Source organism: Vibrio sp. 10N.247.310.24, assembly GCF_041467175.1.
Classification (GTDB): domain Bacteria; phylum Pseudomonadota; class Gammaproteobacteria; order Enterobacterales; family Vibrionaceae; genus Vibrio; species Vibrio tasmaniensis_A.
The window spans coordinates 28,150-50,688 of the sequence record NZ_JBFSUD010000034.1 but is presented as its reverse complement, the minus strand read 5'-3'; the positions used below and the strand labels follow the sequence as shown (position 1 = coordinate 50,688).

At 44.2% G+C, this 22,539-nt stretch carries 23 protein-coding genes; 12 read left to right on the top strand and 11 right to left on the bottom strand.

Features of this window, described 5'->3' with window-relative positions:
* Positions 1 to 124 precede the first annotated feature (124 nt).
* Both nagB and AB6E08_RS12555 read right to left on the bottom strand, forming a co-directional pair.
* Positions 125 to 925: a glucosamine-6-phosphate deaminase gene (nagB, locus tag AB6E08_RS12560; RefSeq protein ID WP_012601215.1), complete on the bottom strand. Its 801-nt coding sequence runs from the start codon at positions 923 to 925 to the stop codon at positions 125 to 127.
* 469 nt (positions 926 to 1,394) lie between these two features.
* On the bottom strand, positions 1,395 to 1,748 hold the full coding sequence (locus tag AB6E08_RS12555) for a DUF413 domain-containing protein (protein WP_012601214.1): 354 nt from the start codon (positions 1,746 to 1,748) through the stop codon (positions 1,395 to 1,397).
* 156 nt (positions 1,749 to 1,904) lie between these two features.
* On the opposite strand from AB6E08_RS12555, the gene AB6E08_RS12550 reads away from it, so the two are divergent.
* Positions 1,905 to 2,795: a LysR family transcriptional regulator gene (locus tag AB6E08_RS12550; RefSeq protein ID WP_029225450.1), complete on the top strand. Its 891-nt coding sequence runs from the start codon at positions 1,905 to 1,907 to the stop codon at positions 2,793 to 2,795.
* Positions 2,796 to 3,006: 211 nt separating this feature from the next.
* Here AB6E08_RS12550 and AB6E08_RS12545 read toward each other — a convergent pair whose 3' ends face one another.
* Positions 3,007 to 3,210: a hypothetical protein gene (locus AB6E08_RS12545; protein WP_012601212.1), complete on the bottom strand. Its 204-nt coding sequence runs from the start codon at positions 3,208 to 3,210 to the stop codon at positions 3,007 to 3,009.
* A 236-nt stretch (positions 3,211 to 3,446) separates the two neighbouring features.
* On the opposite strand from AB6E08_RS12545, the gene AB6E08_RS12540 reads away from it, so the two are divergent.
* The 3 genes from AB6E08_RS12540 to AB6E08_RS12530 all read left to right on the top strand — a co-directional run bounded on the left by AB6E08_RS12540 (position 3,447) and on the right by AB6E08_RS12530 (position 6,048).
* Positions 3,447 to 4,895 carry an AlkA N-terminal domain-containing protein gene (locus AB6E08_RS12540; RefSeq protein ID WP_372064621.1) on the top strand — a complete coding sequence of 483 codons (1,449 nt, stop codon included), beginning with the start codon at positions 3,447 to 3,449 and terminating at the stop codon, positions 4,893 to 4,895.
* An 82-nt stretch (positions 4,896 to 4,977) separates the two neighbouring features.
* Positions 4,978 to 5,460 carry a methylated-DNA--[protein]-cysteine S-methyltransferase gene (locus tag AB6E08_RS12535; RefSeq protein WP_017097792.1) on the top strand — a complete coding sequence of 161 codons (483 nt, stop codon included), beginning with the start codon at positions 4,978 to 4,980 and terminating at the stop codon, positions 5,458 to 5,460.
* 198 nt (positions 5,461 to 5,658) lie between these two features.
* Complete coding sequence (locus AB6E08_RS12530) at positions 5,659 to 6,048, top strand: hypothetical protein (protein ID WP_102248811.1); 390 nt, start codon at positions 5,659 to 5,661, stop codon at positions 6,046 to 6,048.
* Here AB6E08_RS12530 and nhaD read toward each other — a convergent pair.
* Positions 6,045 to 7,484, bottom strand: coding sequence for a sodium:proton antiporter NhaD (gene nhaD / locus AB6E08_RS12525; protein ID WP_012601208.1), 1,440 nt, complete (start codon positions 7,482 to 7,484; stop codon positions 6,045 to 6,047). The genes AB6E08_RS12530 and nhaD overlap by 4 nt on opposite strands.
* A 426-nt stretch (positions 7,485 to 7,910) precedes the next feature.
* Here nhaD and AB6E08_RS12520 point away from each other — a divergent pair, with 426 nt between their 5' ends.
* From AB6E08_RS12520 to AB6E08_RS12505, 4 genes are all read left to right on the top strand, one after another.
* Complete coding sequence (locus AB6E08_RS12520; RefSeq protein ID WP_009846112.1) at positions 7,911 to 8,648, top strand: nucleoside recognition domain-containing protein; 738 nt, start codon at positions 7,911 to 7,913, stop codon at positions 8,646 to 8,648.
* The gene (locus AB6E08_RS12515; RefSeq protein ID WP_004737023.1) at positions 8,648 to 9,115 is read left to right on the top strand and encodes a YjiG family protein; all 468 of its coding nucleotides are present in this window, start codon (positions 8,648 to 8,650) and stop codon (positions 9,113 to 9,115) included. Before AB6E08_RS12520 ends, AB6E08_RS12515 begins: the two co-directional genes overlap by 1 nt.
* 666 nt (positions 9,116 to 9,781) lie before the next feature.
* Positions 9,782 to 10,168 (top strand): MAPEG family protein, encoded by a 387-nt coding sequence (locus AB6E08_RS12510; protein WP_009846114.1) that lies wholly within the window; start codon positions 9,782 to 9,784, stop codon positions 10,166 to 10,168.
* Between the two features lie 8 nt (positions 10,169 to 10,176).
* On the top strand, positions 10,177 to 10,707 hold the full coding sequence (locus tag AB6E08_RS12505; protein ID WP_009846115.1) for a hypothetical protein: 531 nt from the start codon (positions 10,177 to 10,179) through the stop codon (positions 10,705 to 10,707).
* A 54-nt stretch (positions 10,708 to 10,761) separates the two neighbouring features.
* Here AB6E08_RS12505 and AB6E08_RS12500 read toward each other — a convergent pair whose 3' ends face one another.
* Together AB6E08_RS12500 and AB6E08_RS12495 are read right to left on the bottom strand one after the other, a co-directional pair.
* Positions 10,762 to 11,397 (bottom strand): START domain-containing protein, encoded by a 636-nt coding sequence (locus tag AB6E08_RS12500; protein WP_012601207.1) that lies wholly within the window; start codon positions 11,395 to 11,397, stop codon positions 10,762 to 10,764.
* 259 nt (positions 11,398 to 11,656) lie between these two features.
* Entirely contained in the window at positions 11,657 to 12,133 is a 477-nt protein-coding gene (locus tag AB6E08_RS12495; protein WP_009846117.1) for a YHS domain-containing (seleno)protein, read from the bottom strand.
* 110 nt (positions 12,134 to 12,243) lie between these two features.
* On the opposite strand from AB6E08_RS12495, the gene AB6E08_RS12490 reads away from it, so the two are divergent.
* Positions 12,244 to 13,083, top strand: a complete 840-nt coding sequence (locus AB6E08_RS12490; protein ID WP_102257673.1) for an AraC family transcriptional regulator — start codon at positions 12,244 to 12,246, stop codon at positions 13,081 to 13,083.
* Between the two features lie 158 nt (positions 13,084 to 13,241).
* Here the strand turns inward: AB6E08_RS12490 and AB6E08_RS12485 are convergent, their stop codons facing one another.
* Entirely contained in the window at positions 13,242 to 14,282 is a 1,041-nt protein-coding gene (locus AB6E08_RS12485) for an acyltransferase (protein WP_009846119.1), read from the bottom strand.
* 123 nt (positions 14,283 to 14,405) lie between these two features.
* The gene (locus AB6E08_RS12480) at positions 14,406 to 15,362 is read right to left on the bottom strand and encodes an AEC family transporter (RefSeq protein WP_372159961.1); all 957 of its coding nucleotides are present in this window, start codon (positions 15,360 to 15,362) and stop codon (positions 14,406 to 14,408) included.
* Positions 15,363 to 15,522: 160 nt separating this feature from the next.
* On the opposite strand from AB6E08_RS12480, the gene AB6E08_RS12475 reads away from it, so the two are divergent.
* Entirely contained in the window at positions 15,523 to 16,116 is a 594-nt protein-coding gene (locus AB6E08_RS12475) for a TetR/AcrR family transcriptional regulator (RefSeq protein ID WP_004732750.1), read from the top strand.
* Between the two features lie 239 nt (positions 16,117 to 16,355).
* Positions 16,356 to 17,204 carry an alpha/beta hydrolase gene (locus tag AB6E08_RS12470; protein WP_371707002.1) on the top strand — a complete coding sequence of 283 codons (849 nt, stop codon included), beginning with the start codon at positions 16,356 to 16,358 and terminating at the stop codon, positions 17,202 to 17,204.
* 133 nt (positions 17,205 to 17,337) lie between these two features.
* On the opposite strand, the gene AB6E08_RS12465 is transcribed toward AB6E08_RS12470, so the two are convergent.
* Both AB6E08_RS12465 and AB6E08_RS12460 read right to left on the bottom strand, forming a co-directional pair.
* The gene (locus AB6E08_RS12465; RefSeq protein ID WP_372064615.1) at positions 17,338 to 19,878 is read right to left on the bottom strand and encodes a glycosyl hydrolase family 18 protein; all 2,541 of its coding nucleotides are present in this window, start codon (positions 19,876 to 19,878) and stop codon (positions 17,338 to 17,340) included.
* Positions 19,879 to 20,279: 401 nt separating this feature from the next.
* Positions 20,280 to 20,744 carry a DUF2850 domain-containing protein gene (locus AB6E08_RS12460; protein ID WP_372064613.1) on the bottom strand — a complete coding sequence of 155 codons (465 nt, stop codon included), beginning with the start codon at positions 20,742 to 20,744 and terminating at the stop codon, positions 20,280 to 20,282.
* Between the two features lie 383 nt (positions 20,745 to 21,127).
* Here AB6E08_RS12460 and AB6E08_RS12455 point away from each other — a divergent pair, with 383 nt between their 5' ends.
* Positions 21,128 to 21,409 carry a pyrimidine/purine nucleoside phosphorylase gene (locus AB6E08_RS12455; protein ID WP_009846125.1) on the top strand — a complete coding sequence of 94 codons (282 nt, stop codon included), beginning with the start codon at positions 21,128 to 21,130 and terminating at the stop codon, positions 21,407 to 21,409.
* 245 nt (positions 21,410 to 21,654) lie between these two features.
* Here AB6E08_RS12455 and AB6E08_RS12450 read toward each other — a convergent pair whose 3' ends face one another.
* A complete protein-coding gene (locus tag AB6E08_RS12450; RefSeq protein ID WP_372064611.1) occupies positions 21,655 to 22,527 on the bottom strand; it encodes a pirin family protein in 873 nt (290 codons plus the stop codon).
* Between the last annotated feature and the right edge of the window lie 12 nt (positions 22,528 to 22,539).

Below are 22,539 nucleotides of genomic sequence, written 5' to 3'. Positions count from 1 at the left end.
TTAGTAAGACTCGCTACACTGTGCGATCTAAACACCTTAAATGATAGGTGTTGACATTTAAGTGGCTTTTCTACTTAAGGCAGCTTTCTATTACAAGACGCCTTTCTCATTCAAGAACTAAGAATTATAGGTCTTTAATGTTCTCAGCTTCTAACTCAGAGAAGTACTTAACTGTTTTCACTTTAAGTTCTTGAGTTGCCGGCTCGTCACAAACAATCACTGATTTAGGGTGAAGTTGCAGAGCTGATACCGTCCATAGGTGGTTAACAGAACCTTCAACCGCTGCTTCTAGAGCAAGCGCTTTGTTGTGGCCTGTTACTAGGACCATGATTTCTTCAGAATCAAGTAGAGTACCAACACCGATTGTTAGTGCGTACTTAGGAACTTGGTTGATGTCGCCATCGAAGAAACGAGAGTTCGCGATACGAGTGTCTTCAGTCAACGTTTTGATACGAGTTCGTGAAGATAGAGAAGAAGCTGGCTCGTTGAAAGCGATGTGACCGTCGTTGCCTACGCCACCCATGAATAGGTTGATTTTGCCGTAAGACTTGATTTTGTCTTCGTAACGTTTGCACTCAACTTCGTTGTTTTCCGCGTTGCCATCTAGAAGGTTAATGTTCTCTTCTTGAATGTCGATGTGGTTGAAGAAGTTAGTGTACATGAATGTACGGTATGATTCTGGGTGATCAGCAGGGATGCCAATGTACTCATCCATGTTAAATGTAACTACGTTTTTGAAGCTAACTTCACCAGCTTTATGTAGCTCGATAAGTGCTTTGTAAGTAGCTAGTGGCGTACCACCAGTTGGTAGACCAAGTACAAAAGGACGCTCTGCAGTTGGTTTAAAATCGTTAATGCGTTTAACGATGTGTGCTGCTGCCCATTTACCTACTTGTGCTGCTTGATTTAACGGGATAAGTCTCATTAATTTGCCCCTAGATATTAGAATTTATAGTGTTCCTAAACATTAATTCGCATTATAAAATAAGTTATCAACTTGCGCTATTGTTTTAGGTCAAGTTTTTGCTTTTTCGTCATATCTGTGATTATAACACTCAAAATTGCACAATTATTGTATGGATATTTGGTGAAGTTAAACAAGATTAATACGTTTGTCACATACCGAGATATTGATTTTATGCAGAGCCAAGTGTCAAAAGAAAAAGGTAGGATGAGGAGTGATGAATTCAATTGGGATTAAGATCCATAGAACGGATTGAAATTGTGTGGCTATCACGCTATCGATATGAATTTTATATAAATATTGGTGTTTTTGTGTAGGTTAGCTACACTTGATTATGACGAAGAAGGAGCATGTTTGTTTTAAGTTCCCGTTAATCCGAGGTGAACAAAAAAAAGCTCAAAGTGATGAGGTATCACTTTGAGCAGTTTTACTAATCTTCTAACACTAACTCTCTTTCGTATTCTTCCCGAGAAACTTCGCTGCGTTTGCAGCCGTTTAGGGTATGAAAGCGACGGCGTCCACGAGCCAGTTGAATGTACTTCAACCAAACACGCTCTAACTTGGACTTCGCCTTATGAGGGTGAGACAACACTTTGATGAAGTGTTTTTCTTCTGAGTTGCTTGGCGAAAGTTCGCCAGTCTCAAGTGCAAACATGGTGTCACCAAACAAGGTTAGGATTTCCTCTTCTGAAAGAGTAAAATCACCCGACTTAGCAAACCCTCGTGGGAATTTAATGGTGTCATAAAAACGTTTTTTTCCGTGTCGGAATTCGGTCTCAGACATATCAGCCTCAGTAATGTGGTTAGATAGAAATTAGTGTTTATTGCTCACGCGAAAATATTGTTAAAAGGCTAAAATAGGAAGCAAAACGTTTTTGCCTTTACGATAAACAATCCTAGATCGGCTAGTTAGCAGATTTATTACAGAGATGTATTTTTGATGGATGTGAAAGTATTTAGAACCTTTCTTGAGGTTGCAAGGGTGCGCCATTTTGGGCGTGCAGCTGAAAACTTGTATTTAACACAAGCGGCGGTAAGTGCGCGGATCAAACAGCTTGAAGGCTACTTTGATACTCAGCTCTTCATTCGTGACCGCAATAACATCAAGCTGACCTCTTCTGGTGAGCGTTTGATTGGTTATGCTGAAGTGATGGTATCCACCTTACAACAAGCCAAATTTGAGCTGTCGTTAGAAAGTGGAAAAGCGTTGCAGTTAACACTGGGTGGCACACCGAATATCTGGGATGCGTATCTACAAAACTGCTTAAGTGTGGTGACCGACTCTTTCGGTGGCTACGGCTTTATGGCCGAGGTGATGGGGCGCGAGCAACTGAACCGTAATTTGTTAGAACGAACCTTAGATATGGCTTTCGCTTTTGATCAGATCAAAGCGGAAGAGCTGAACTGTAAAAAAGTCGCTGATTTGGTTTTGGTGTTGGTATCAACACAACAAGATGACCTGGAATCTGTATTCCAACATAAATACGTTTATGTCGATTGGGGAACGCGCTTCGGTTCTGAACATGCCGAGCGTCACCCAAAAGTGCCCGCGCCGTATCTACGTACCTCAACGGCTCGTATCGCTTTAGATTTTATCTTAGAGAAAGGTGGTAGTGCGTATTTACCTGTTTCTATGGTTGAACCTTTTATCGAGTCGGGTCAATTGCACAAGGTCAAAGGGGTTGAAGACTGGTATCGCCCAATTTACCTGAGCTACCGTAAAAGCAGTACTTCGGTTGATGCGATCATTCAGGTTGAGAAGTTGGTTAATGAAATTGACCCTTCGACTGCCTACACGTTGCAACAAGCCGCTGAACAAACACCAGAGTAACAGCTGTTTCTGTAACCAATATGCTTTGTTGATTAAATAAAAATGGCTCCTAACTAGTTGTATAGTTGGGAGCCATTTTTGTTTTTAAACCAGAAATGTACTTCTTTTCGGAACTAGAGCTCGTTTCTAATTCCATAAATATCGTTTAAGCCTGGTATGTGTAGCCTTTTTTAAAAGCCCTATCACTTCAAAGCACTATTCTTCGAAAATTCTAGAGATTCATTAGATTCTCGATAGACTCTTCAAGAGAGTGTGACATGTAAGAATGGATTTGATTGCCATCCGTTGCGTCAATCTCAATCTTAGAAATCCCCTTATCCGCTTCGTCTTCAAGAAAGCTGAGAGACTGCTCGACTGATTGACTGGTGAGAACCTGTTGGTTTGATAAAACAATACGACACGTGTGAAGAACCATAGCCTTTTCCTTTTTATATTCGACAGGTCTCTGCATCTTAGTGTGCTAAGTACCTATCGTTGACGTTGTGAGAAGAGTTTCTTCTCAAGGTTAAATTTAGTCGAATTGCGTAAAAAGAAAACCCTTTTTTGTGATTTATCTAACCTTCAGTTCCGAAAGTGGCTAGCGACAATGACAGTTCACGGTAAACTTTTAGGTATCGGAGTAAAAATTATGGCAAATGGGAAGAGCACAGCATGTCGAGAAATATTCATCACAACAGTACGTTAACGAGTGAGCAGTGTCATTTAGCTCGATACGCGCGAGATGCTCGCTTTGATGGGATGTTTTTTACGGCGGTAAAAACAACCGGAATTTTTTGTCGCCCTATTTGCCCTGCAAGCCCACCCAAAGAAGAAAATGTCGAATACTTTTCTCATCAAGCTCAGGCTTTGAAAGCGGGTTATCGCCCATGCTTACGTTGCCGACCAGACAGCGCGCCTTTTTCTCCGGCTTGGAAAGGTGTTGAAACTACCTTTCTGCGAGCTATGCAATTAATCGACAACGGTGCGCTGAATTCGGGGTCGATTGTCGACCTTGCCACTCGACTAGGCATCTCAGATCGTTATTTACGAACCTTGTTCGACAATTACATCGGGGTGTCACCGAAGCAATATAGCCTTTATAGCCAGTTGATGTTTGCCAAGCAGTTACTGCATACCAGCAGCATGAGCATTACCGATGTCGGTTTTGCGAGTGGTTTTAACAGCACGCGCCGCTTCAATGATGCCTTTCAAAAAGAGCTTCAGCTTTCGCCAAGTCAAATACGAAGAGCTAAGCCAAGTAACAATCTAAGTAATCATATCCAACTCAGTTTCCATGGCCCGTTGGACTGGGATCATTTGCTGGGCTTTTATCGACGACGAATGATCGAAGGCTTAGAAGAGGTGGGCGACGGTTATTACCAACGCACAGTGAACGTGAACGGCTCGAAGGGCTGGTTCAAGGCCACTTTAGCCAAAGAGAGCAGTTTGGATATTGAGTTTGAGTTGGATGATATGAGCCAATTAAGAAGTTTGATCGCCAATATTCGACGTATGTTCGACCTTGATGTTGATATCAGCAAAGTTGAAGATTTCTTTAGCACCATTGATCCCAACTTGGTGGCTAAGAGTGGTATTCGTATCCCTGGTGTGTGGAGTGCTTGGGAAGCCGGAGTAAGAGCGATTCTCGGGCAGCAAGTCTCGGTAACAGCGGCCATTGGTCAGCTCAACTTGTTGGTGCGAAAGCTCTCAGGTTCATATCAGGTGTTTGATTCACAAGAGCAAGCTAATTCACAAGAGTGCTCTGACTTACAACAAATTGCTGATTCATCAGAGAAAGCGTATTTCCCTACACCTAAACAAATAGCTGATGCTGATGTGAGCTTTCTAAGGATGCCGGGAAGTCGTAAGGAAACCTTAAAGCGTTTTGCCCAATACATGGTCGATAACGAAGCTGAGCATCCTTCTAAGTGGATTGATCTCAAAGGTATTGGTCCTTGGACGATTCAATATGCGCTGCTGCGCGGGCTCAGTGAACCTAACCACTTGCTAGTAGGCGATTTGGTGGTGAAGAAATTCATCGAGCATCGCCCTACCATTAATACAGAGAGTGTTTCGCCTTGGGGAAGTTACGCCACGTTCCATTGTTGGAATCAGTCTTAAACGATGTTTCAAGTGGAATAGAGATACCTCTCTGATATAGAAGCAATGAATAAACATCGGAATTACCAAGCTAGGAGAGATTATGACTAACCGTTTTACTTATTATCAAAGTCCACTAGGAACCGTGACGTTACAGGCGAACGATGAAGGGCTGCTCGGCCTTTGGTTTGAAACTCACACTACCAAGCCTGAACAGTTAGGTGTTCAAGATGATAGCTTTCCGATCTTTGCGTTGGCTATCAAACAGCTCGATCGTTATTTTGCTGGTGAAGCTATCCAGTTTTCTGTGCCTATCGCAGCCAAGGGCACTCCGTTTCAGCAGTCGGTTTGGCAAGCGCTGATGACCATTCCTTATGGAGAAACATGGAGCTATGCACAATTGGCCGATGCGATTGGTAACCCAAAAGCGGTGCGTGCAGTGGGTTTGGCGAATGGCAAAAATCCGGTGTCTGTGATTGTGCCGTGTCATCGTGTGATAGGTAAAAATGGAAAGCTGACGGGTTATGCGGGTGGCGTAGAACGTAAACAACGCTTGTTAGTGATTGAGGGAAGAAAACAAACTTAGAAAGCTACTTAGCTAGCGACTTGAAACTCTGTTCTGTCGGTTAAGGTTGAAGGTTTGTACGACTGAGGAGGAATATTAAGAGGCCTCAAGCGTGACTCTGCAATAAAAACGTGACTTTGCAATAAATTCGCCACTTTCTGGAAAATAATGATTTGGTTGCATATTATTTAGCCATGTTTTTTAGGCAAGGATGCCCAAATGAATAACCATCATTTTCTGATAATAGCTTTCACTAGTGTGTTATTGCTGACCGGTTGTTTAACTGATACTAGTCGCCCCTTTGAAGTACCGCAGCTTGTTTTGTTCAAAGGGATGTATGAGAACGCGGACGATAACAGCTATCTACTTTTTGAGTCAGGACAAATGACCTATCAAACAATCGGTAACACGGTCACTAGAACTTATCGTATTGAAAATGATTTGATTAACATCGAGTTGAATTCAGGAAATAGCCGAGTGGATTCTGGGCTGATGATGCGTATTCAACAAGAAGGAGCAGTGTTAACCTGCAACCAGTGTCCAGCAGTGCAGTTAAGCAACGTCTGGACACGTGTTGAAAAGCCTTTAGTTGATTCCCCTTTAGACTAGAACATATCACCGTTCAGCCATAGGTGAGCGGCGATACTGACCCCATAACCAATCATGATTACTGGCATCCATTTTAAGTGGCCAAAAAAGGTGTACTTACCATGTGCAGCCCCCATTAATGCCACACCAGCGGCACTACCAATAGACAATAAGCTGCCGCCAACGCCCGCGGTTAGGGTGATCAGTAGCCAGTTGCCCATCGACATTTGGGGTTCCATGGATAACACGGCAAACATCACCGGAATGTTATCGACAATAGCCGATAAGATCCCCACCATGACGTTGGCCCAAATTGGATCCCACTGGCTATACATCACGCCCGAAGCTAATTCCAAGTAACCAAGTAGACTCAAGCCACCGACACACATTACCACGCCGTAGAAGAACAAAAGCGTGTCCCATTCGGCATGAGAAACTCTTCGAAATACATCGAATGGCACAACAGAACCGAGTCGCTTCAGGGCGCCTTCATCGTTATTGGCGATCGCTACCGCCTTTTTCTTGGCGAGTGAGTTGGGCAAAGTCTTGCGTAAGTAATAGCCAAAGAACTGCAGATAGGCGAGCCCCATCATCATGCCCATTACTGGAGGGAAGTGGAGTACGGCATGGAAAGCAACAGCGGTCGCTATTGTCATGATGAACAAGAATACGATGCGCCTCGCACCACGTTTTAATTCAACGTGTTGATGGACTGTGTCGGGCTGAGTGGTGGGTACAAAGTAAGACATGATCAACGCAGGGACGAGGTAATTCATCACCGAAGGAATAAACAAAGGAATAAACTCACTAAAACTCACATAGCCAGCCTGCCACACCATGAGCGTTGTGATGTCTCCGAATGGACTGAATGCACCGCCAGCATTGGCGGCTATCACGATATTCACGCAGGCTAGGTTGACGAATTTAGGGTTAGAACCTGCCACTTTAAGAACCACAGCGCACATCAGTAGAGCTGTCGTGAGGTTGTCGGCGATAGGTGAGATAAAGAAGGCCAGAATACCGGTTATCCAGAACAAAGAGCGAAAGTTAAAGCCTTTGCCTACCATCCACGCTTGCAACGCATCAAACAGTCTTCTCTCTTCCATGGCGCTAATGTATGTCATGGCGACGAGTAGAAAGAGTAATAGTTCGGCGTATTCGAGTAAGTTGTGTTCGAGCGCTTGTTTGGCGACTTCAACAAGGTTGTGTTCTTGGTAGGTAAAACCAATGATTATCCAGATCAGGCCCGCTGCAAGTAGAACTGGCTTGGATTTTCGGAGTTTTAGGTATTCTTCCATCATCACCACGATGTAGGCGACAACGAAAATGGTCAGCGATAGGTAGCCAGCAAATGAACTGGTTAGTTTGAGCGGCTCTCCCAACTGAGAAGTGGCAGCGCCTGCTACCGTAGAAAAAAATAATAAAGAGAGAACAGCAGAAAGCTGGATACCTAACATGGATTACGCTCCGAAGTTAATCAGTTATTAACACGGGTAAAAGCGTAGACCTAAATAACCCTGTTCAGTGTGATAGATATCTTAATAATTCAATAGATTATATAGAAAACAGTAGATTGGGTGAAAACGTGAGATCACGATGAAAGATTTTTTTGAGCTTTCTATTCGAAGCCTGATTATTGTGGCGATTATGTGCGTTTTTGGTTGCGGTGTTGAAGCTAGGTTTGTTTAGTTTTGTATGAGAAGTATTCTAATTTTTTTAGCGTATACCTCTACTTTAAAATTTGAATCACAGTTTTATATGTTGCTTTGGTTCTTCTATTTAAACCGATGCACTATTTGATTTTGGTCATTAACCTTTTGCTCATTAGTTTGCACTATCTATACGTGTTCTGTTCCACATAAGCGAGATGTATAGAGGTCCTTATGACTAATCCAACCAAAACCGATCGTAAAGTCACGATCGGCAGCTATATCGCACTCGCGTTCGCGATTGTGTTCTTTTCAGGCTTAATGCAGTCCAATGAATGGTATGGAGTGCTCGATTTTACGACGCTCAACGGTTCATTTGGTAAGGTCGCTTACGATGTGAGTGAGTCGGCTGATGGTATCCAAGCGGCAACGACGTCACTGCGTGGTAAAGGCGGTAGTGGTGCGCGCGACGGTTTCATTTTTGCATTGACACTTATTCCGACCGTGATGTTTGCACTGGGTATGATCAACGTACTTGAGCACTACGGTGCACTGGACGCGGCTCGTAAACTACTAACTCCACTACTTCGTCCTTTAATGGGTATTCCGGGCAACTCAGGCTTGGCACTGATTGCTTCTCTGCAAAGTACCGATGCGGGTGCTGCGATGACACGTCAGCTCAAAGATGAAGGGCATTTGACTAAGCGTGAAACCGATGTGTTCACCATGTTCCAGTTTACTGCGGGTGCGGCGATAGTTAACTTTTTCTCTTCAGGTGCGGTGTTGTTCACTCTAACGGCGATGGATGGTTCTTTGGCAGTGACATCGTCAATAGGTCTTGCTGTTGCGGTGATGTTTATCTTCAAGTTTGTTGGTGCGAACTTATTCCGCCTTTACCTCAATATTACTGAAGGTAAAGAAGACAAAACAAAATCAGACAAAGAACAAAAACTGGAAGAGGAAGTAGCATAATGAGCGAAGTTAAAGCGAAGAAACCAATGGTTACTGATATTTTCGTTGAAGGTGCTAAAAAAGGCTGGGTTATCGCGACAACCTCTACAGTACCTAATGTTCTGATGGCGTTTGTGATTATTAAGGCGTTGCAGATTACGGGTGCACTGGATCTGATGGGTAGTGTGTTTGCACCTATCATGGCGGTATTTGGTTTACCGGGTGAAGCGGCAGCAGTATTGATTGGCGCGTGGATGTCGATGGGTGGTGCAGTCGGTGTGGTTATCACGCTGTTTGACCAAGGCATTCTGAACGGCAACCATATTGCTATTTTGGCGCCAGCTATCTACTTGATGGGTTCTCAGGTGCAATATATGGGACGCATCATGGGACCAATTGGTACTGAAGGTCGTTATATCCCTGTGATGATCGCGATTTCAGTATTGAATGCGTTTGGTGCTATGTTTTTGATGAACATTATTTTGTAACGTGGCTTTGAACGGTTAGCTACTATTTGAACGATTAGCTACTATTTGAACGATCAGTTACTAATAGCTTTTCGACGTTGAAAAAAGAAACCCCGTTTGGCTTTCACCAAACGGGGTTTATTCTTTTTCGTAGCCATCCTGCTACTGACGTTGTTACTTATTTTTTAATAAGGTCACGTATGCTCCTTGCATCGTTCCTTGATTTGGCTAAATCCTTTAACCTATCCAATCCATCGCCTTCCTAACGGTGTCCATGCTAACTCATCATCCTGACAAGTGACTCTATCCTAGAGTAAAACTTCCTTGCTGATCTCTCATCCTAAGCCATCAAATCTTCATCCTGAAGATACCTAATCCGTTAGGCTTTTTCCTGTTCCTGCCAACTCCCTGTCGACATGAGTATTAAACACTTTGGAGGCTTTATTCGCAATTAGCCTTAGGAAATAAATATCCTCGCTAACTAAAATAAATATGCGTGGATTCATATAAAACAAGGGGTTGGGTTTGTAATTTTTCTTTTTTCTGCGAAGCTTGACTGTGATCTCTTACGTTCGGTGTGAGAGATCTCTTACAAATTTTCGGGCGCGAATATCATTCGTTGTCGAACTCATCCGTCGATAGGTGAGCGAAATACGCTCAACAAACTCAAAGTAATAGGAAAATATAATGGTTACAGCACTTTACGCAGCCTTGCTGACGGTCGTAATGATTTGGTTGGCGATAGAAGTCATTAAGCAAAGACGAATCAATCTGGTTGCTCATGCAGATGGCGGTGTTGAGTCGCTACAGATAGCACGTTCCGCACAAAGTAATGCAATGGATTACATCCCAATTACGGTTATTTTGATGGGCTTTTTGGAGATGAATGGTGCCAGTGTGTGGCTTATTCATGCCATTGGTGTTGCATTTATTCTGGGGCGTGTGATTCATGCAAAAGGTATTCTGGCAAAAAACTTAAAGGGTAGAAAAGTGGGCATGGTGTTGACGCTTATCTGCATGATCTCTTTGATTGTCCTAAACTTAGCTTACCTACCTTTTGATAAAATGTTCTAGGGAGCATTATGGCATTGCGCCTTCCCCCTGCTTGGGCGATTGTCCTTGCAGGTCTCATACTGAACGTCATGGCTATTGTCATGTCGAGCTTGGTGCTCGACAAAATTGAAGCGGAAAAATCGGAATACAACGATCGTAAATACGGTAATGTGTACTCAATACAACTGGCCTGGAATACGATCGAAACCTTAGAGCGCAAGCGTGAAGCCATTCTGATCCACCTAGATAAACCCTCAACAGAAACCGCTCAACCTGCCACCATCCTCGATGAAGCGCTGCGCGGCCAACTCCGGAGTTGGGTGAGTGAGGAGGTGCCAGCCATCTCGTTGGCTAATTTACCCAAGCTTATGATGCTGATAAACAGTGCTCAAGAAGCCCAACGAGCACGAATTGATGACTACTATTTGGATAATCTGACCTTGGTTGAATTAATCCAAAGGCTCGATGAAAAAATGGCTTTCTACAAGAATATTGCCCTGTTTCTTCAGGTGTTTGGTTTAGCACTTATCTTAGCTCGCGACCTCGCTAGAAGGCCTTAGTATTTATCTACCACTTACTTAGCTACCTAGTTATCTACCCATCGACTGGTATCGCTAGCGAGACTCACTTGGCAGGTTAGGGTGCTGCTGGCCTTGGTACTTCTGTAATTGTTCTTTTAGCCCTTTAAACGTGCTCAGTGCACTATCAATCGATAATTTGTTCATTAACCAATTTGGCAGGATGCCACCTGCGTTCGCGTAAGCGGTATAGGTGATATAGGTATTACCATTGGTGAGCGGTTGCAGAGTCCATAAGGCATCTACATCATAAATTCGAATGTACCCCGACTCTTTCGCCAAATAATCAGACGCATCCTTGATCGACAAGACAAACTGCCCATCCTCGATGCTGTATTTTGAGTAGGTCACCATATCGCGATCTCTGGCAGGCCAAGGCGCTTTGAACTGGGTATAGACGATATTTTCATCCTCAGATATCTGCATCAAAACACGACTTTCCGATACGTTATCTATCCAGTTTGGCACGTTCGCGCTGTCTTCCAATAACAGCAAAAAACCAGAATAAGTGGTGGGCGTTTGCATTTGTGCTCGTATTTCTACCAAGCCTTCAGTGTGAGGTCTCTTATCAATGATGATGCCATCTTCACTTTTTACGAACTGCCATGGAGCAGCGTAAGTCAGTGTTGATAAAGCATAGAGTCCGATTGCTAAAATCCTAGGTAATATCATTATTCTTCCATGAAAAGAAAAGCTTATCTTTAGGAGTATAGAATAAAAATGGTTTTGATTCGTGCTGAAATCGCACTGATTTCTCTCTGGTTTGAGCGTTACATCGCTGTTTATCTTGGTGTTATCAATAATTGGCTGCTTATTTGTATTTGAGCCGTGAAAATAAAAACGGAAGCGTTCGGTTTCTTCCGTTTTGTTCGTGGGCAATGGATAAACGTTGAAGGCTAGAACTTAGAACTTATAACTTAGAACTTAAAACCTAGAGCTTATAGGCTTCGACGGTTTTGATCGTGGTCCAATTGCTGTTGGCGTCTTGGATGAATTCTTGCGTATTCTCCAGCCAACGCTTTTGAACTGACTTATCTAAGTTTAAGTACAGCTTCCCACCTTCTACTTTCCAAGCTAGTGGGTCCGTTTCAAATTTCTTACCCATTGCCACACCAAAGGCACAATAGCCACCATATTGAGGTGCATAAGCCGATGGGTTAGATCGGAATTCATCTCGGTTTTCACTGCTCACAAAGTTATAAATCGCATTCTTATAAGTCGCTGTGAATTCAGATGTGCCTTTAACTGGCCCCTCATTGGCAAAGTAAGCAACAGGGTCATAACCTTTAATGGCGAGATCATTGTTGTCGACACTCATATCAAGGTCTGCTGCCATTAACGAAAAGCTGGTTCCTAGTAACGCGGCCAATAGAGTGATTTTTTGACTGGTCGATTTCATGTGTGACATATCAAGTTCCTTGTCAGTGTTGGTTATCTTGTTTGAAATAATTTAGCCCACTCGTCCGGTCTATAGAGGGACAAAAGAACTAAAAACTAAGCGAATCGTTCGGAGGGTGCATGGATCTGCTGTCACAATTAATGGAACACTTCTCGATACGCACTGGCGTTTTCTATTCTGGAAACCTGTGTGGGGTGTCGTCATTTAACGCGCAACAAGGCAAAGAAGGGCACCTTCATGTATTAAGTTCGGGGGAGTTGACCTTATCTGGTGCTCATACGGAATGCAGGCAGCTTTCTCAGCCCTGTATTATTTATCTGCCGAATAGCACACCACATGTAATTGAAGGTGTGGGAGAAGGTGCAGAGCTTGTGTGTGCGAACGTGGAGTATCGTTCAGGGCAGATGAATCCTTTATTATCGGCTCTGCCCGACATGATAGTAATTCCGTTTGAAGATGCACCGAACTTAATGCCTGTGATTGAGGTGCTGTTTCGAGAGTCGGGGCAAGCATCTTCAGGACAACAATCGTCAGGGCAGCAATACCTAATGGACAAGTTGAGTGATGCGTTGATGGCGTTGATTTTTCGTCATCTCATTGAACAACAAAAAATCGATAGCGGCGTTTTCTCTGCTCTTGCACACCCAAGGCTTGCTGCTGTGGTGACCGCTATTCACCGGTTGCCTGCTCGTCATTTTTCGGTTGCAGAAATGGCGTCACTGGCTTTGATGTCTCGTACTCAGTTTATTGAGGCGTTCAAGCGTGAGGTGGGTGAAACACCGGGAGATTACGTGCAAAAGTGGCGTGTTTCCGTTGCTCAATCTCTGCTACTGCAAAATAAGCCCATCAACTGGGTTGCCGATGAAGTCGGTTACAACAGTTATTCAGGTTTCTCACGCGCATTTCAGCATGTATCGGGTGTGTCGCCACGTCAGTGGTTAAAAGAGAGTAACGCATAAGAGGGAAAGGGATGTTGAAGTTTAAAGTTGCCAGTGAAAGCGAGTTAGTGCTTTCACTGGCAAGGCGAACCTCGTTGCAGAAAAGAATGTTGCATCAAGGCAAATTACAGACTGAGGATTGTCACTAGGCCTGTAATACGTCGTTGGCTAGATGAGCACTAACGAAGTAACCAGTGGCGCAGTGGCGTTTTTTCTATACCAGCGATCAATATAAAGCTCAGGGTAAAGGTGCCGAAGAACACGGTAATGTCTTTAGCGAGTTCAGTGATGCCCAATACTCCGCAGACATTGAATAGCAAAATAATGATCAACAGATGGCAAACGTAGATACCCAGCATACGATTCGAGATAGCGTGAAGCCATGCGTAATCGCCGATGTTTGGATTAGCTAAAAGCCACATGAACACACCAATCCCCCACAAAGCTGTACCAAACAAGAAATCGTGAATATTAAAGGCGATATCAAATTGGGTTAGCCATGCCGCTTCGGCAAAGTGGATGACCATGCCTAACGCCAATAACCCTAATGCTTTGGCTGAGGACACTTTCCATTGATGCTGACGAATGAGGAAACCTAAGGTCACCATTAACGTGCTGAAGAACGGACCGTTACGCGTGAAGAAAGGGGCACTAAGGTCGGTTAAGCTTGTGTAGCTGCCCGCCAATACACCATAGACGTAAAGCAGAATGGCCACCGGTAGTAAAAGCTTATCGAGTTTCATCTCTACCATTAAGGCGATGATCAAAACCGCGCACACAAGGGCGGGAATGAACCATAAATGTACCAACCCACCCTCTAAGAAAGAGTTGAGTGGGGTATTCATTAAGAAACCCCAATAGCCTTCACGTTCGCCTAGATAGCCAAACTCTTCTACTTTCGCGAGATTGAATGGCATCACTAAGCAAATGATGCTCCATGCCAACCAAACTTTGAGTAGTGGTTTGGAGTAGTTGATGAAGGCTGTCCAAGGTGATGCTGTGAGCTTAGGTTGAATCAGATAGCCTGAAATAAGGAAGAACAGAGGCACGGCAAAACGAGCGGTTTGGTTGAGCACATAACCGATCCAAGGCACCTCATCTATTTGCCAATAAGTGAGTGCCATTTGGCCGTGCAAACCAATGATCGCCAAGATAGCAATCACTCTGCCTAACTCGATACTGGCGATGTGTTGTGAAGGCGTATGTTGAACGGAAGACATATCAGATCTCTTAGTAAAATTTTTACGAAATCTAGCAGTCTTTATGCCCAACCAGTTAGTCCTAAATCAAGGCTTATGACCTTTGTTTCAAGGCTTGTGTCGGTTTTTTGAAGCCTGTCGCAGCTATATTAAATCCATTGCAGTAAGTACAAAAATACCGAGAGTACAAGTGATAAGAGAAACAACAGTAGTAAGCGCGATGATGTTAGCCGCCAGTGTTGAGTTTCCTCCCATCGCACGAGCCATAACGTAGCTTGCCGCTGCTGTTGGTGCTGCGCTCATCAAGAAGATAAGCCCAAGATCGAGCCCTTCAAATCCTAAGTACCCAGCCGCCAATGTAATCAGTAACGGTGAGGCAATTAACTTGTAGCTAGAGGCAAACCACGTCGATAACTTTTCTTGTTTGAGCGAGCTGATATCGAGCGACCCACCGGTACATAGCAGTGCTAACGGCAACGTCATGTTGGCAAAGTATTGACCAGCGTCAGTGATCATTTTTGGGATAGGGATAGAAAGCGCATAGAAGACGACCGCTAAGAAAATAGCGATGATCAATGGGTTTTTGGTAATCGACTTGGCGATTACTTTAATCGCTTTCGCGCCAGTGTCTTCGCCTTTGGGTGTCAGTGCAATCACGGCTTGAATGTTATACAGCACGGTTAGGGATGCGACATAGATAGCCGCCAATGCCACGCCTTGGTTGCCATAGATATTAGCCACATAGGCGAGGCCGATGATCGCGGTATTAGCGCGGAATCCACCTTGGACAATCACACCTTGATCTTTCGAACCTTTAAATACTAACTTGGTTGAGAAAATCGTGAACAAGAAAAAGGCAAAGTTAGCGATGACGCCAAACGCAACTAACGCGCTACTGGCTGAAAAGTTGTGATTCGATTGAACAATACTCAGAAATAGCATCGCGGGTAGGGTGACTTGAAAGACCACCTTAGATGCGACATCAATGAAATTGTCATTGATTAAGCCGATTCGCTTGAGCATCACACCAAGAAACAGCATTAAACAGATAGGGCCTGTTACCGACGCCGAAAACGCAAACTGTTCCCAAAGTGTGTTCATTGTTTTTCCTTTGTTAGTCGATTTCAATTCCCTTTGAATACTGTCGCATTTTTCCACAGTTCTTTGATAAGACAAAATGAATACCAAGGGTTAAGTAAAAAACTTGAAAAAAAGTACGAACGTGCTAAAAATAAAGAATCAGATTTATTGTTGGTGAATAATGAGCAAAGGAAAGATAACCAAAGAGTATATTTTGAGCCATGCATTCGCGCTTGCGAGTGAGAATGGTCTCGAGAGTTTGACGATTGGTGAGTTAGCCAAGCAGTGTGGCATGTCTAAGAGTGGATTGTTTGCGCACTTCAACTCTAAAGAGAACCTGCAACTCTCTGTACTCGAGTACTCCAACGCCATATTCACTGAGAGAGTCATTATTCCCGCAAGAGAGCTGGGGGATGGTGATATCGAAGCGAAATTGAAACAGTTGCTCGACAATTGGTTGGGTTGGAATCATTCATTCCAAGGCAGCTGTATGTTTATTGATGCTTGGAAAGATGCAGGCAGCGAAACGTCTGTGATTCAGAAGGCACTGCAGAAAACCATTTCAGTGTGGATTGATTACTTGACGATTCAGGTAGCGAAAGCGGTTGAGAGCAAACAGTTCAGGGCCGATTTAGATCCAAAACAGGCAACCTTTGAGTTATATGGCCTTTATTTGAGTGCGAACTTGTTCTACTCGTTACGAGGTCAACAAGCGAGCCACACCCATTTTTGGAGTGGTGTAGAACGCTTGGTAGCCAGTTGGAAAGCGGTTTAATACATACAGCAGGTTAACTCGTAAGCCACTTAGCTCGCAAATCATGAAGTTCGAAAATCATGGAATTCGCAAAGCATGTGACCTTGCTTAGTTAAGGTTTGCAAAAGATTTTAAGAGAAGTGGCGGCAAGCAGTCATAAACAGCGCTAGCGCCATTTTTTATACTAACAAATAGCACGGTCGTTCGATTTTAGGGCCGAGCTCGATCCGCCAGTAATGATGGCGATACAAGGAACGGTCATGAGTGACAAAATCTATTTCAATACATCGAACAAATTCAGCTTCAAGCGCAGCTTGATTGGCGCTACAACTAATTTGCACTACATTTTAGCGCCAAGTCATGCAAAGAAAACGGCACGTAAACTGCTGCTCACACCGATGCGTACCGAGCAAAAAAATGCCGATCCACAAGGGCTGGTCAAGAGTGAAATCAATGGTCGTGATGGTGTTTTAAAAACCTACTCTTTGGGTACCGGTCCAGTTTGGGTGTTAACTCATGGTTGGTCAGGCACCGCGAGTCAGTTCTTTCCTTTAATGGAACATATCGCAGCTAAAGGTTTTACGGCTCTAGCTTACGATCATCCTGCTCATGGTGGCAGTGATGGGGTACATGGTCATATCCCTGCGTTTGTGAACGGTCTTGAAGCCATTCTCGATTCAGTGGGAGAGGTAGCAGGTTTGGTCGGTCATAGCATGGGTACCGCTTCTGCATTGGAATGTAAGCACGTTAAATTGGAAAACAAGCCGTTATTGCTGATTGCACCTGTACTGGATTATCTAGAAAACCTATTTGGCAGTGTTGCTCGTTCTGGTTACTCAATGAAACTGTTTGAGGCGGTAGTCGGAGAAGTAGAAGAGCAGTTTAACTACCCAATTCAGTCTGTGGATCCCTATGGAAAGCTAGCGCTTCGTGAGTCTCAGACGATCATTGTTCATGATGAGCAAGACAAGTTTACTAAGTTTGATGTCTCTCAGCGTGCAGCTAATGAAATGGATCGTGTCACCTTAATCGCGACTCAAGGTCAAGGCCACGGACGAGTGATGAAGTGCCCGCAAGTGTTCGAGAGCTTTGATAACTTGATTGGCTAAGTTTAACGAATCAAGCAAGTAGAACGCCAATTAAGAAAACAAACACTAAAAAGGCCAACCAGACATTATCTGGTTGGCCTTTGCTTTTAGGTGTTTAGTCGACGCTTAGTTAGCGTTTATCAAAACCCTATTTTTAGTTTGCACAGTTTGCTGGACCGATCTCTTTCCACACGCCCCATTGGCCTGTCGTTGTTGGATCTTCACCTGTTGTCCACCACTTCGCTTCCCAAACTTTACCGCCTTGAGTCACTTGGTCGCCGCCAGTGTATACCGCGCCTGAATCCCAAGCGTTAGTACACGTACCGCCGCCTGTGGTTTTCTTCAGGACTTTCACTGAAGTAGCCGCGACTGATGTATCTGTACCATCACTCACTGTCACAGAGAAGTTCAGTACCGTGTCTTGCGTGTATTCCGCCGCCACAAAGCTTACTGAAGCGCCTTGAACTGTTGCATCAATACCAGCAGGTACATCCCATGTGAAGGTCAGTGTGTCTTGGTCTGCATCGCTCGAAGCCGAAGCATCAACCACGACTACATCACCCGCATTCACTTCAGTCGGAGCCGTAACCACAGCTACTGGAGCGGTATTAACTGGACCTGTGTCTTTAGGGTTTACCGTTACCACAACGGTGTCGGTGGACGTAGCACCTTCGTTGTCAGTCACGGTTAGGCTAAAGGTCAGTGTTTCTTGTTGTGCTACTTCAACCACATCGAAGCTTGCAACAGCCGCATTCGCGTTGGCCAGAGTTACGGCTGTTCCGCTTACTTGTGACCAAGCATAGCTCGCAATCGTACCGTCGCTGTCTTTTGAAGTGCTACCGTCTAGAGAGACAGACGCTGGGCCTTCAACTGATTTGTCTGCGCCCGCTGCTGCGGTTGGTTTACGGTTTACAGGGTCAGTAGTTCCACCTGCTAGACCTTCATGCATCGCATTCAGAATATCGCCGTTATCCGCATCAATTTCCCAAGAGAATAGACCCGCAAGGCCAAGGCTACGAACGTATGCGCCTTTTGCTTTCACTGAGCGGTCATCATCAAATGTGATCAACTTGCCTGAAGTACGGTTCCAAACGTAAGGCGCTTCTGCCATTTCGTCGTAGCCATATTCAAAGCCGTTGATGCCTTGGTTGTTTGCACCAAGCATGTTCGCTTTTATGCCTTTGTAGTCAATAACGCCATCTTCCCATACGCCTTGCGCAGAGCTGCCGGTTAGTTTGCCATTACCCACGCCTGTCATTGGATCGCTAGGATCTGAAAGTGATGACGGTAATACGCCCTCCCAACCACGACCGTACATTGCTGTACCAACCACAAGTTTGTTCGCTGGAACGCCTTGCGCAAGAAGCAATTGGATGCCGTTGTCTGTAGTGTAGGCTGGGCCTGTGTACTGTTCGCCATTTTCATCTAGCCCTGTACCATCACATTGACCCGGGCGCATGAAGTTACCGCAGTTCAGTGCTGTTTGGTGGCCTAACACGTTGTTCCAACCGCCGTAGAAGTCGTAAGTCATTGCGAAGATGTAATCCATGTATTGGATTGCTTCACCATAGTTCACGTCTTCGATCTTGTCGTGACCGACACCAATCGCAGAAGTTAGCTCGTAAGTACGACCGTTTTCCGCTTCTAGTTGATCAAGCATAGTGCGAAGTTCTGCCATCAGTGCAATGTAAGCTGGGCCATCATTCACAGGGTCACCAAGGTCTGGCGCCGCACCGCCTCCACCAGGGAACTCCCAGTCGATATCTACACCATCGTAGAATTTCCACGTGTTAAGGAATTTCTTAACCGATGCAATGAAGGTGTCTCGGTTAGCTTTAGTTGTGAAGTCGAAGAATGGGTCAGACAGCGTCCAACCACCAATCGATGGAATGATCTTCAAATCAGGGTTACGCTGTTTTAGCGCCATCATCATCGCGTAGTTACCCTTGATAGGTGAGCTGTATTCGTGTCCTGCTTGAGGGAAACTCTTCTGGAAAGCCGCCCATGGGTCATGAATCACCACTTCGTAATCGTTAACGCCCTGACACGCTGTCATGAGTGCGTTGTAGCTGTTACCGCCTACTGATTTCACTGATTCGTTAGGACCACAAATTGGGATGAAGCCGTAAAGGATATGGGTCAAATTGTCAGCAGGTAGGTTATCGACTGTGTAATCACGGCCATAGATGCCCCACTCAACAAAGTAAGTACCGACTACCGTGTTTGGATCTGTGTTGTATGACTTGTTGTTCGGGTCCACATTCATCGCAAGCGGCGCTAAGTGTGAGCCATCGGTATCTGCGATTGTGATCTGAGCGGGTGCACTCTTGGCACAGCCTGTTTCGTCACATGCTTCAATTTCCATATCGAATAAGCCGCCTTGGCCGTATTCGAATGAAGCCGTGGTTTGGCTTCCAGTGATTGGGCCCGTCGCTACTTTAACGCCATCAAAGTAGATGTTGTACGTGTTTCCTGACGTTCCGCTCCATTGGTTGAACTTAACGTCGACTTTTGCTTTATCGTGATATTTAACCATCTGGTTGTAGCCAGAGGTGGTTTCCATCGCGAGTTCAATTTTAGAAAACTGTAGGTTGTTGGAACCGTACATATCAATGCTAGGTGCTGTTGGCGCGGCCAATGCCGTACCAGATAGCGCTAGAGCAATACTCGCAGCACAGGTGTTTATACGAATCATACTATTTCTCTCATTCCTTGAAGGTTTAGAACCAAGTGGTCCTAGAATAGGCTCCCGTCAGTTTTGAAGGAGCTTCCCCGTCAGTATTCGAGAGAGTTTTAATTTCATGACTGAAAATAAATCCGTTTTCGATGGACAACTAAAAAATTGTATCTTGTTACAATTCTGTTGCTTAATGAATGAGAGGCTGAGTCCATGTTTTATAAAATAAAACCGCACTCAGAAGGAAAGTCTCATAAGTGAAATTACACGACATGAAGTTATGAAAAAGTGCGGTAAGCTATTATTAAATATCGCAAACTGAAGCGGCATCACAATCTGAAGCACGTCATACCGGTGCTTGTAAGGGGCAGGGAGTATTGATGTAAGAGGGGTTACTAAACAAAGCGCTGTTGAAAGTATTATTTTTTGAATTGTTCAGCTAATACTGAGCGTCGTTGCTGCATGAGTCCTTGAGTATCACCCGCTACAGTATCTTCATACCCTTCTTTTATGAATTGTTTGGATGGTGTGTTCGGCACTAGCCGCTTTAAACGAGGTGAATTGTAGGTACCGCTAATGGTATAAATCGTTGGGCCTGAACCTGTATTGATCGTGACATCGTTACCATCAAAATCAAACGAGGTACTGATGAAACGATAGTTCATCATCACACCATCATCGGAAAGTGTAAGAATATCTGTTTTGTAAGGTGGAGCACCAATCTCGATCCATGTGCCATGGACGTTACTTGGGCTTACAGATTTTTGGTAGGCTTGGTAGCCAAAATAGCCGACGGAGAGGGCAATCATAAAGCCAGCCATTAAGAAGGCGTAGAGTAACGAATTGGCCAATATATCGCTGCTTTTCGTGGTATTTTTAGCCATTATCTCTTCATTTTAGTTACTCATACTGGTGATGATTCTATAAAATAAAACGATAGGTTGCAAAGGTTCTTATAAGAGTTAGAAGCAGGATCGAATGTTCTTTTGAATCAAACTGCCTCAGTGATTTTTTACCCACACATTCAGTCTTCATGCTTTGTTAAGGAATATTTACTTAGAATGATTAGGTTGTATACCCAATGCCACGCCTAAAATGATTTCATCTCGAACGAAATTTAACTTCGAAAGGTCAACAGATCCTAAGCTATATTCATTTATTTCTTGTAGGACAGTCTCGAATTGGTTAAAACAATTAGCACCTAAATTTACGCATAGGCTTATTCGTTGAGCCTAGTAATGCAATTTTGAGATAACAAGGAAGTACAATGATTAAAGAAAATACATACTTTGAAGGCGGTGTTAAGTCGTTAGCGTTTAACCAGTCTGGTGCTGATGTGAGTGTTGGTGTGATGGCCGCTGGTGAATACACATTCGGTACTGCAGCTCCGGAAAAGATGACTGTTGTTAAAGGTGCTTTAATTGTAAAGCGTGTTGGCGATGACGATTGGACGACATTCCAATCTGGTGAGTCTTTTGACGTTGCGGGTGACTCTTCATTCGATTTACAGGTTAAAGAAGCGACAGCTTACCTGTGTGAATACTTGTAGGAAGGCCTGAGTTCGTTCAACCAGAGTATCGTTTATCTATGGCTTAATAGAAAAAAACCACGCTCTAGGAGCGTGGTTAAATAAGTGATAATAACCGGCAGTGGATAGTGTCACTTGTTTTTACAGTCATCAAATGGATGACCAAATTGTTGTTCGTTGCAAAATCTCTTCAATCTTCAATCTTCAATCTTCAATCTTCAATCTTTAACTTCAATTCAAAGCTAAAAGCGCAAAGACGTCGTCAATTAGTAAGTCTCAAAAACGCCATTGTTGTAGTCCTGAATCGTCTGTTCAATTTCTTTCATCGAGTTCATGACAAACGGACCATAGTGCGCAACAGGTTCATTAATCGGCTCACCAGAAAAAATCAGTACACCTGAATCTTCTAAACTACTCAGAGACAGCAAGTCAGCTTTAGTGAGTAACGCAAGTTGACCTTGGTTGATGACTTTATCACCGATCTTAATACTGCCTCGGTACACGTAAGTCATGGCATTGTGATTAACATCTATCCCTAATGTTATTTTTTGCCCAGAATGAGATCGCCAATCCGCTACGCTTAACGGCACACCTGTTTGTTGCAGTGGGCCTTGCGTTCGTAAAGCCTCTACATCATGGTCAGCTAGGTTATGCAGTTCGAATACACCAGCAATAACTCTCAATAAACCATTTTGTTCACTTTGATGCTCCGCGATGCTTTCACTTTGGAAGTCGTGATATTGCGCTGGTTGCATTTTGTGTGTTGCAGGCTGGTTTATCCAAATCTGAAATCCATGAAGTACACCTTCTTCCATCATTGGCATTTCGCTGTGAATCACACCACGACCCGCGGCCATCCACTGTGCACCACCGCTGCGAAGCTCTCCAACATTCCCCATGTGATCTTTGTGCTGGAAGTGACCTTGCAGCATGTAAGTGAGCGTTTCTATCCCACGGTGAGGATGTGGAGGAAAGCCGCCAATATAATCTTTGCTTTCATCCGACTTAAGTTCATCAATCATTAAAAATGGAGAGAAACGCGTGTTATTGAAACCAGCGAGTCTTTGTATTTTTACGCCATCACCATCGGAGGTAGCGTGTGCTGCAATCACATGATCTACTGCTCTTACACTCGTCATTTTGAAATCCTC

Excerpts from the sequence above, each read along its gene's own strand:
- AB6E08_RS12485 (WP_009846119.1), bottom strand. The coding sequence starts at position 14,282 with ATGTCTTCCGTTCAACATACGCCTTCACAACACATCGCCAGTATCGAG.
- nhaD (WP_012601208.1), bottom strand. The coding sequence starts at position 7,484 with ATGTTAGGTATCCAGCTTTCTGCTGTTCTCTCTTTATTATTTTTTTCT.
- AB6E08_RS12550 (WP_029225450.1), top strand. The coding sequence starts at position 1,905 with ATGGATGTGAAAGTATTTAGAACCTTTCTTGAGGTTGCAAGGGTGCGC.
- AB6E08_RS12515 (WP_004737023.1), top strand. The coding sequence starts at position 8,648 with ATGAGCGAAGTTAAAGCGAAGAAACCAATGGTTACTGATATTTTCGTT.
- AB6E08_RS12510 (WP_009846114.1), top strand. The coding sequence starts at position 9,782 with ATGGTTACAGCACTTTACGCAGCCTTGCTGACGGTCGTAATGATTTGG.
- AB6E08_RS12490 (WP_102257673.1), top strand. The coding sequence starts at position 12,244 with ATGGATCTGCTGTCACAATTAATGGAACACTTCTCGATACGCACTGGC.
- AB6E08_RS12470 (WP_371707002.1), top strand. The coding sequence starts at position 16,356 with ATGAGTGACAAAATCTATTTCAATACATCGAACAAATTCAGCTTCAAG.
- AB6E08_RS12530 (WP_102248811.1), top strand. The coding sequence starts at position 5,659 with ATGAATAACCATCATTTTCTGATAATAGCTTTCACTAGTGTGTTATTG.
- AB6E08_RS12500 (WP_012601207.1), bottom strand. The coding sequence starts at position 11,397 with ATGATATTACCTAGGATTTTAGCAATCGGACTCTATGCTTTATCAACA.
- AB6E08_RS12520 (WP_009846112.1), top strand. The coding sequence starts at position 7,911 with ATGACTAATCCAACCAAAACCGATCGTAAAGTCACGATCGGCAGCTAT.
- AB6E08_RS12535 (WP_017097792.1), top strand. The coding sequence starts at position 4,978 with ATGACTAACCGTTTTACTTATTATCAAAGTCCACTAGGAACCGTGACG.
- AB6E08_RS12450 (WP_372064611.1), bottom strand. The coding sequence starts at position 22,527 with ATGACGAGTGTAAGAGCAGTAGATCATGTGATTGCAGCACACGCTACC.
- AB6E08_RS12555 (WP_012601214.1), bottom strand. The coding sequence starts at position 1,748 with ATGTCTGAGACCGAATTCCGACACGGAAAAAAACGTTTTTATGACACC.
- AB6E08_RS12475 (WP_004732750.1), top strand. The coding sequence starts at position 15,523 with ATGAGCAAAGGAAAGATAACCAAAGAGTATATTTTGAGCCATGCATTC.
- AB6E08_RS12465 (WP_372064615.1), bottom strand. The coding sequence starts at position 19,878 with ATGATTCGTATAAACACCTGTGCTGCGAGTATTGCTCTAGCGCTATCT.
- AB6E08_RS12460 (WP_372064613.1), bottom strand. The coding sequence starts at position 20,744 with ATGGCTAAAAATACCACGAAAAGCAGCGATATATTGGCCAATTCGTTA.
- AB6E08_RS12455 (WP_009846125.1), top strand. The coding sequence starts at position 21,128 with ATGATTAAAGAAAATACATACTTTGAAGGCGGTGTTAAGTCGTTAGCG.
- AB6E08_RS12540 (WP_372064621.1), top strand. The coding sequence starts at position 3,447 with ATGTCGAGAAATATTCATCACAACAGTACGTTAACGAGTGAGCAGTGT.
- AB6E08_RS12480 (WP_372159961.1), bottom strand. The coding sequence starts at position 15,362 with ATGAACACACTTTGGGAACAGTTTGCGTTTTCGGCGTCGGTAACAGGC.
- AB6E08_RS12505 (WP_009846115.1), top strand. The coding sequence starts at position 10,177 with ATGGCATTGCGCCTTCCCCCTGCTTGGGCGATTGTCCTTGCAGGTCTC.
- AB6E08_RS12545 (WP_012601212.1), bottom strand. The coding sequence starts at position 3,210 with ATGGTTCTTCACACGTGTCGTATTGTTTTATCAAACCAACAGGTTCTC.
- nagB (WP_012601215.1), bottom strand. The coding sequence starts at position 925 with ATGAGACTTATCCCGTTAAATCAAGCAGCACAAGTAGGTAAATGGGCA.
- AB6E08_RS12495 (WP_009846117.1), bottom strand. The coding sequence starts at position 12,133 with ATGTCACACATGAAATCGACCAGTCAAAAAATCACTCTATTGGCCGCG.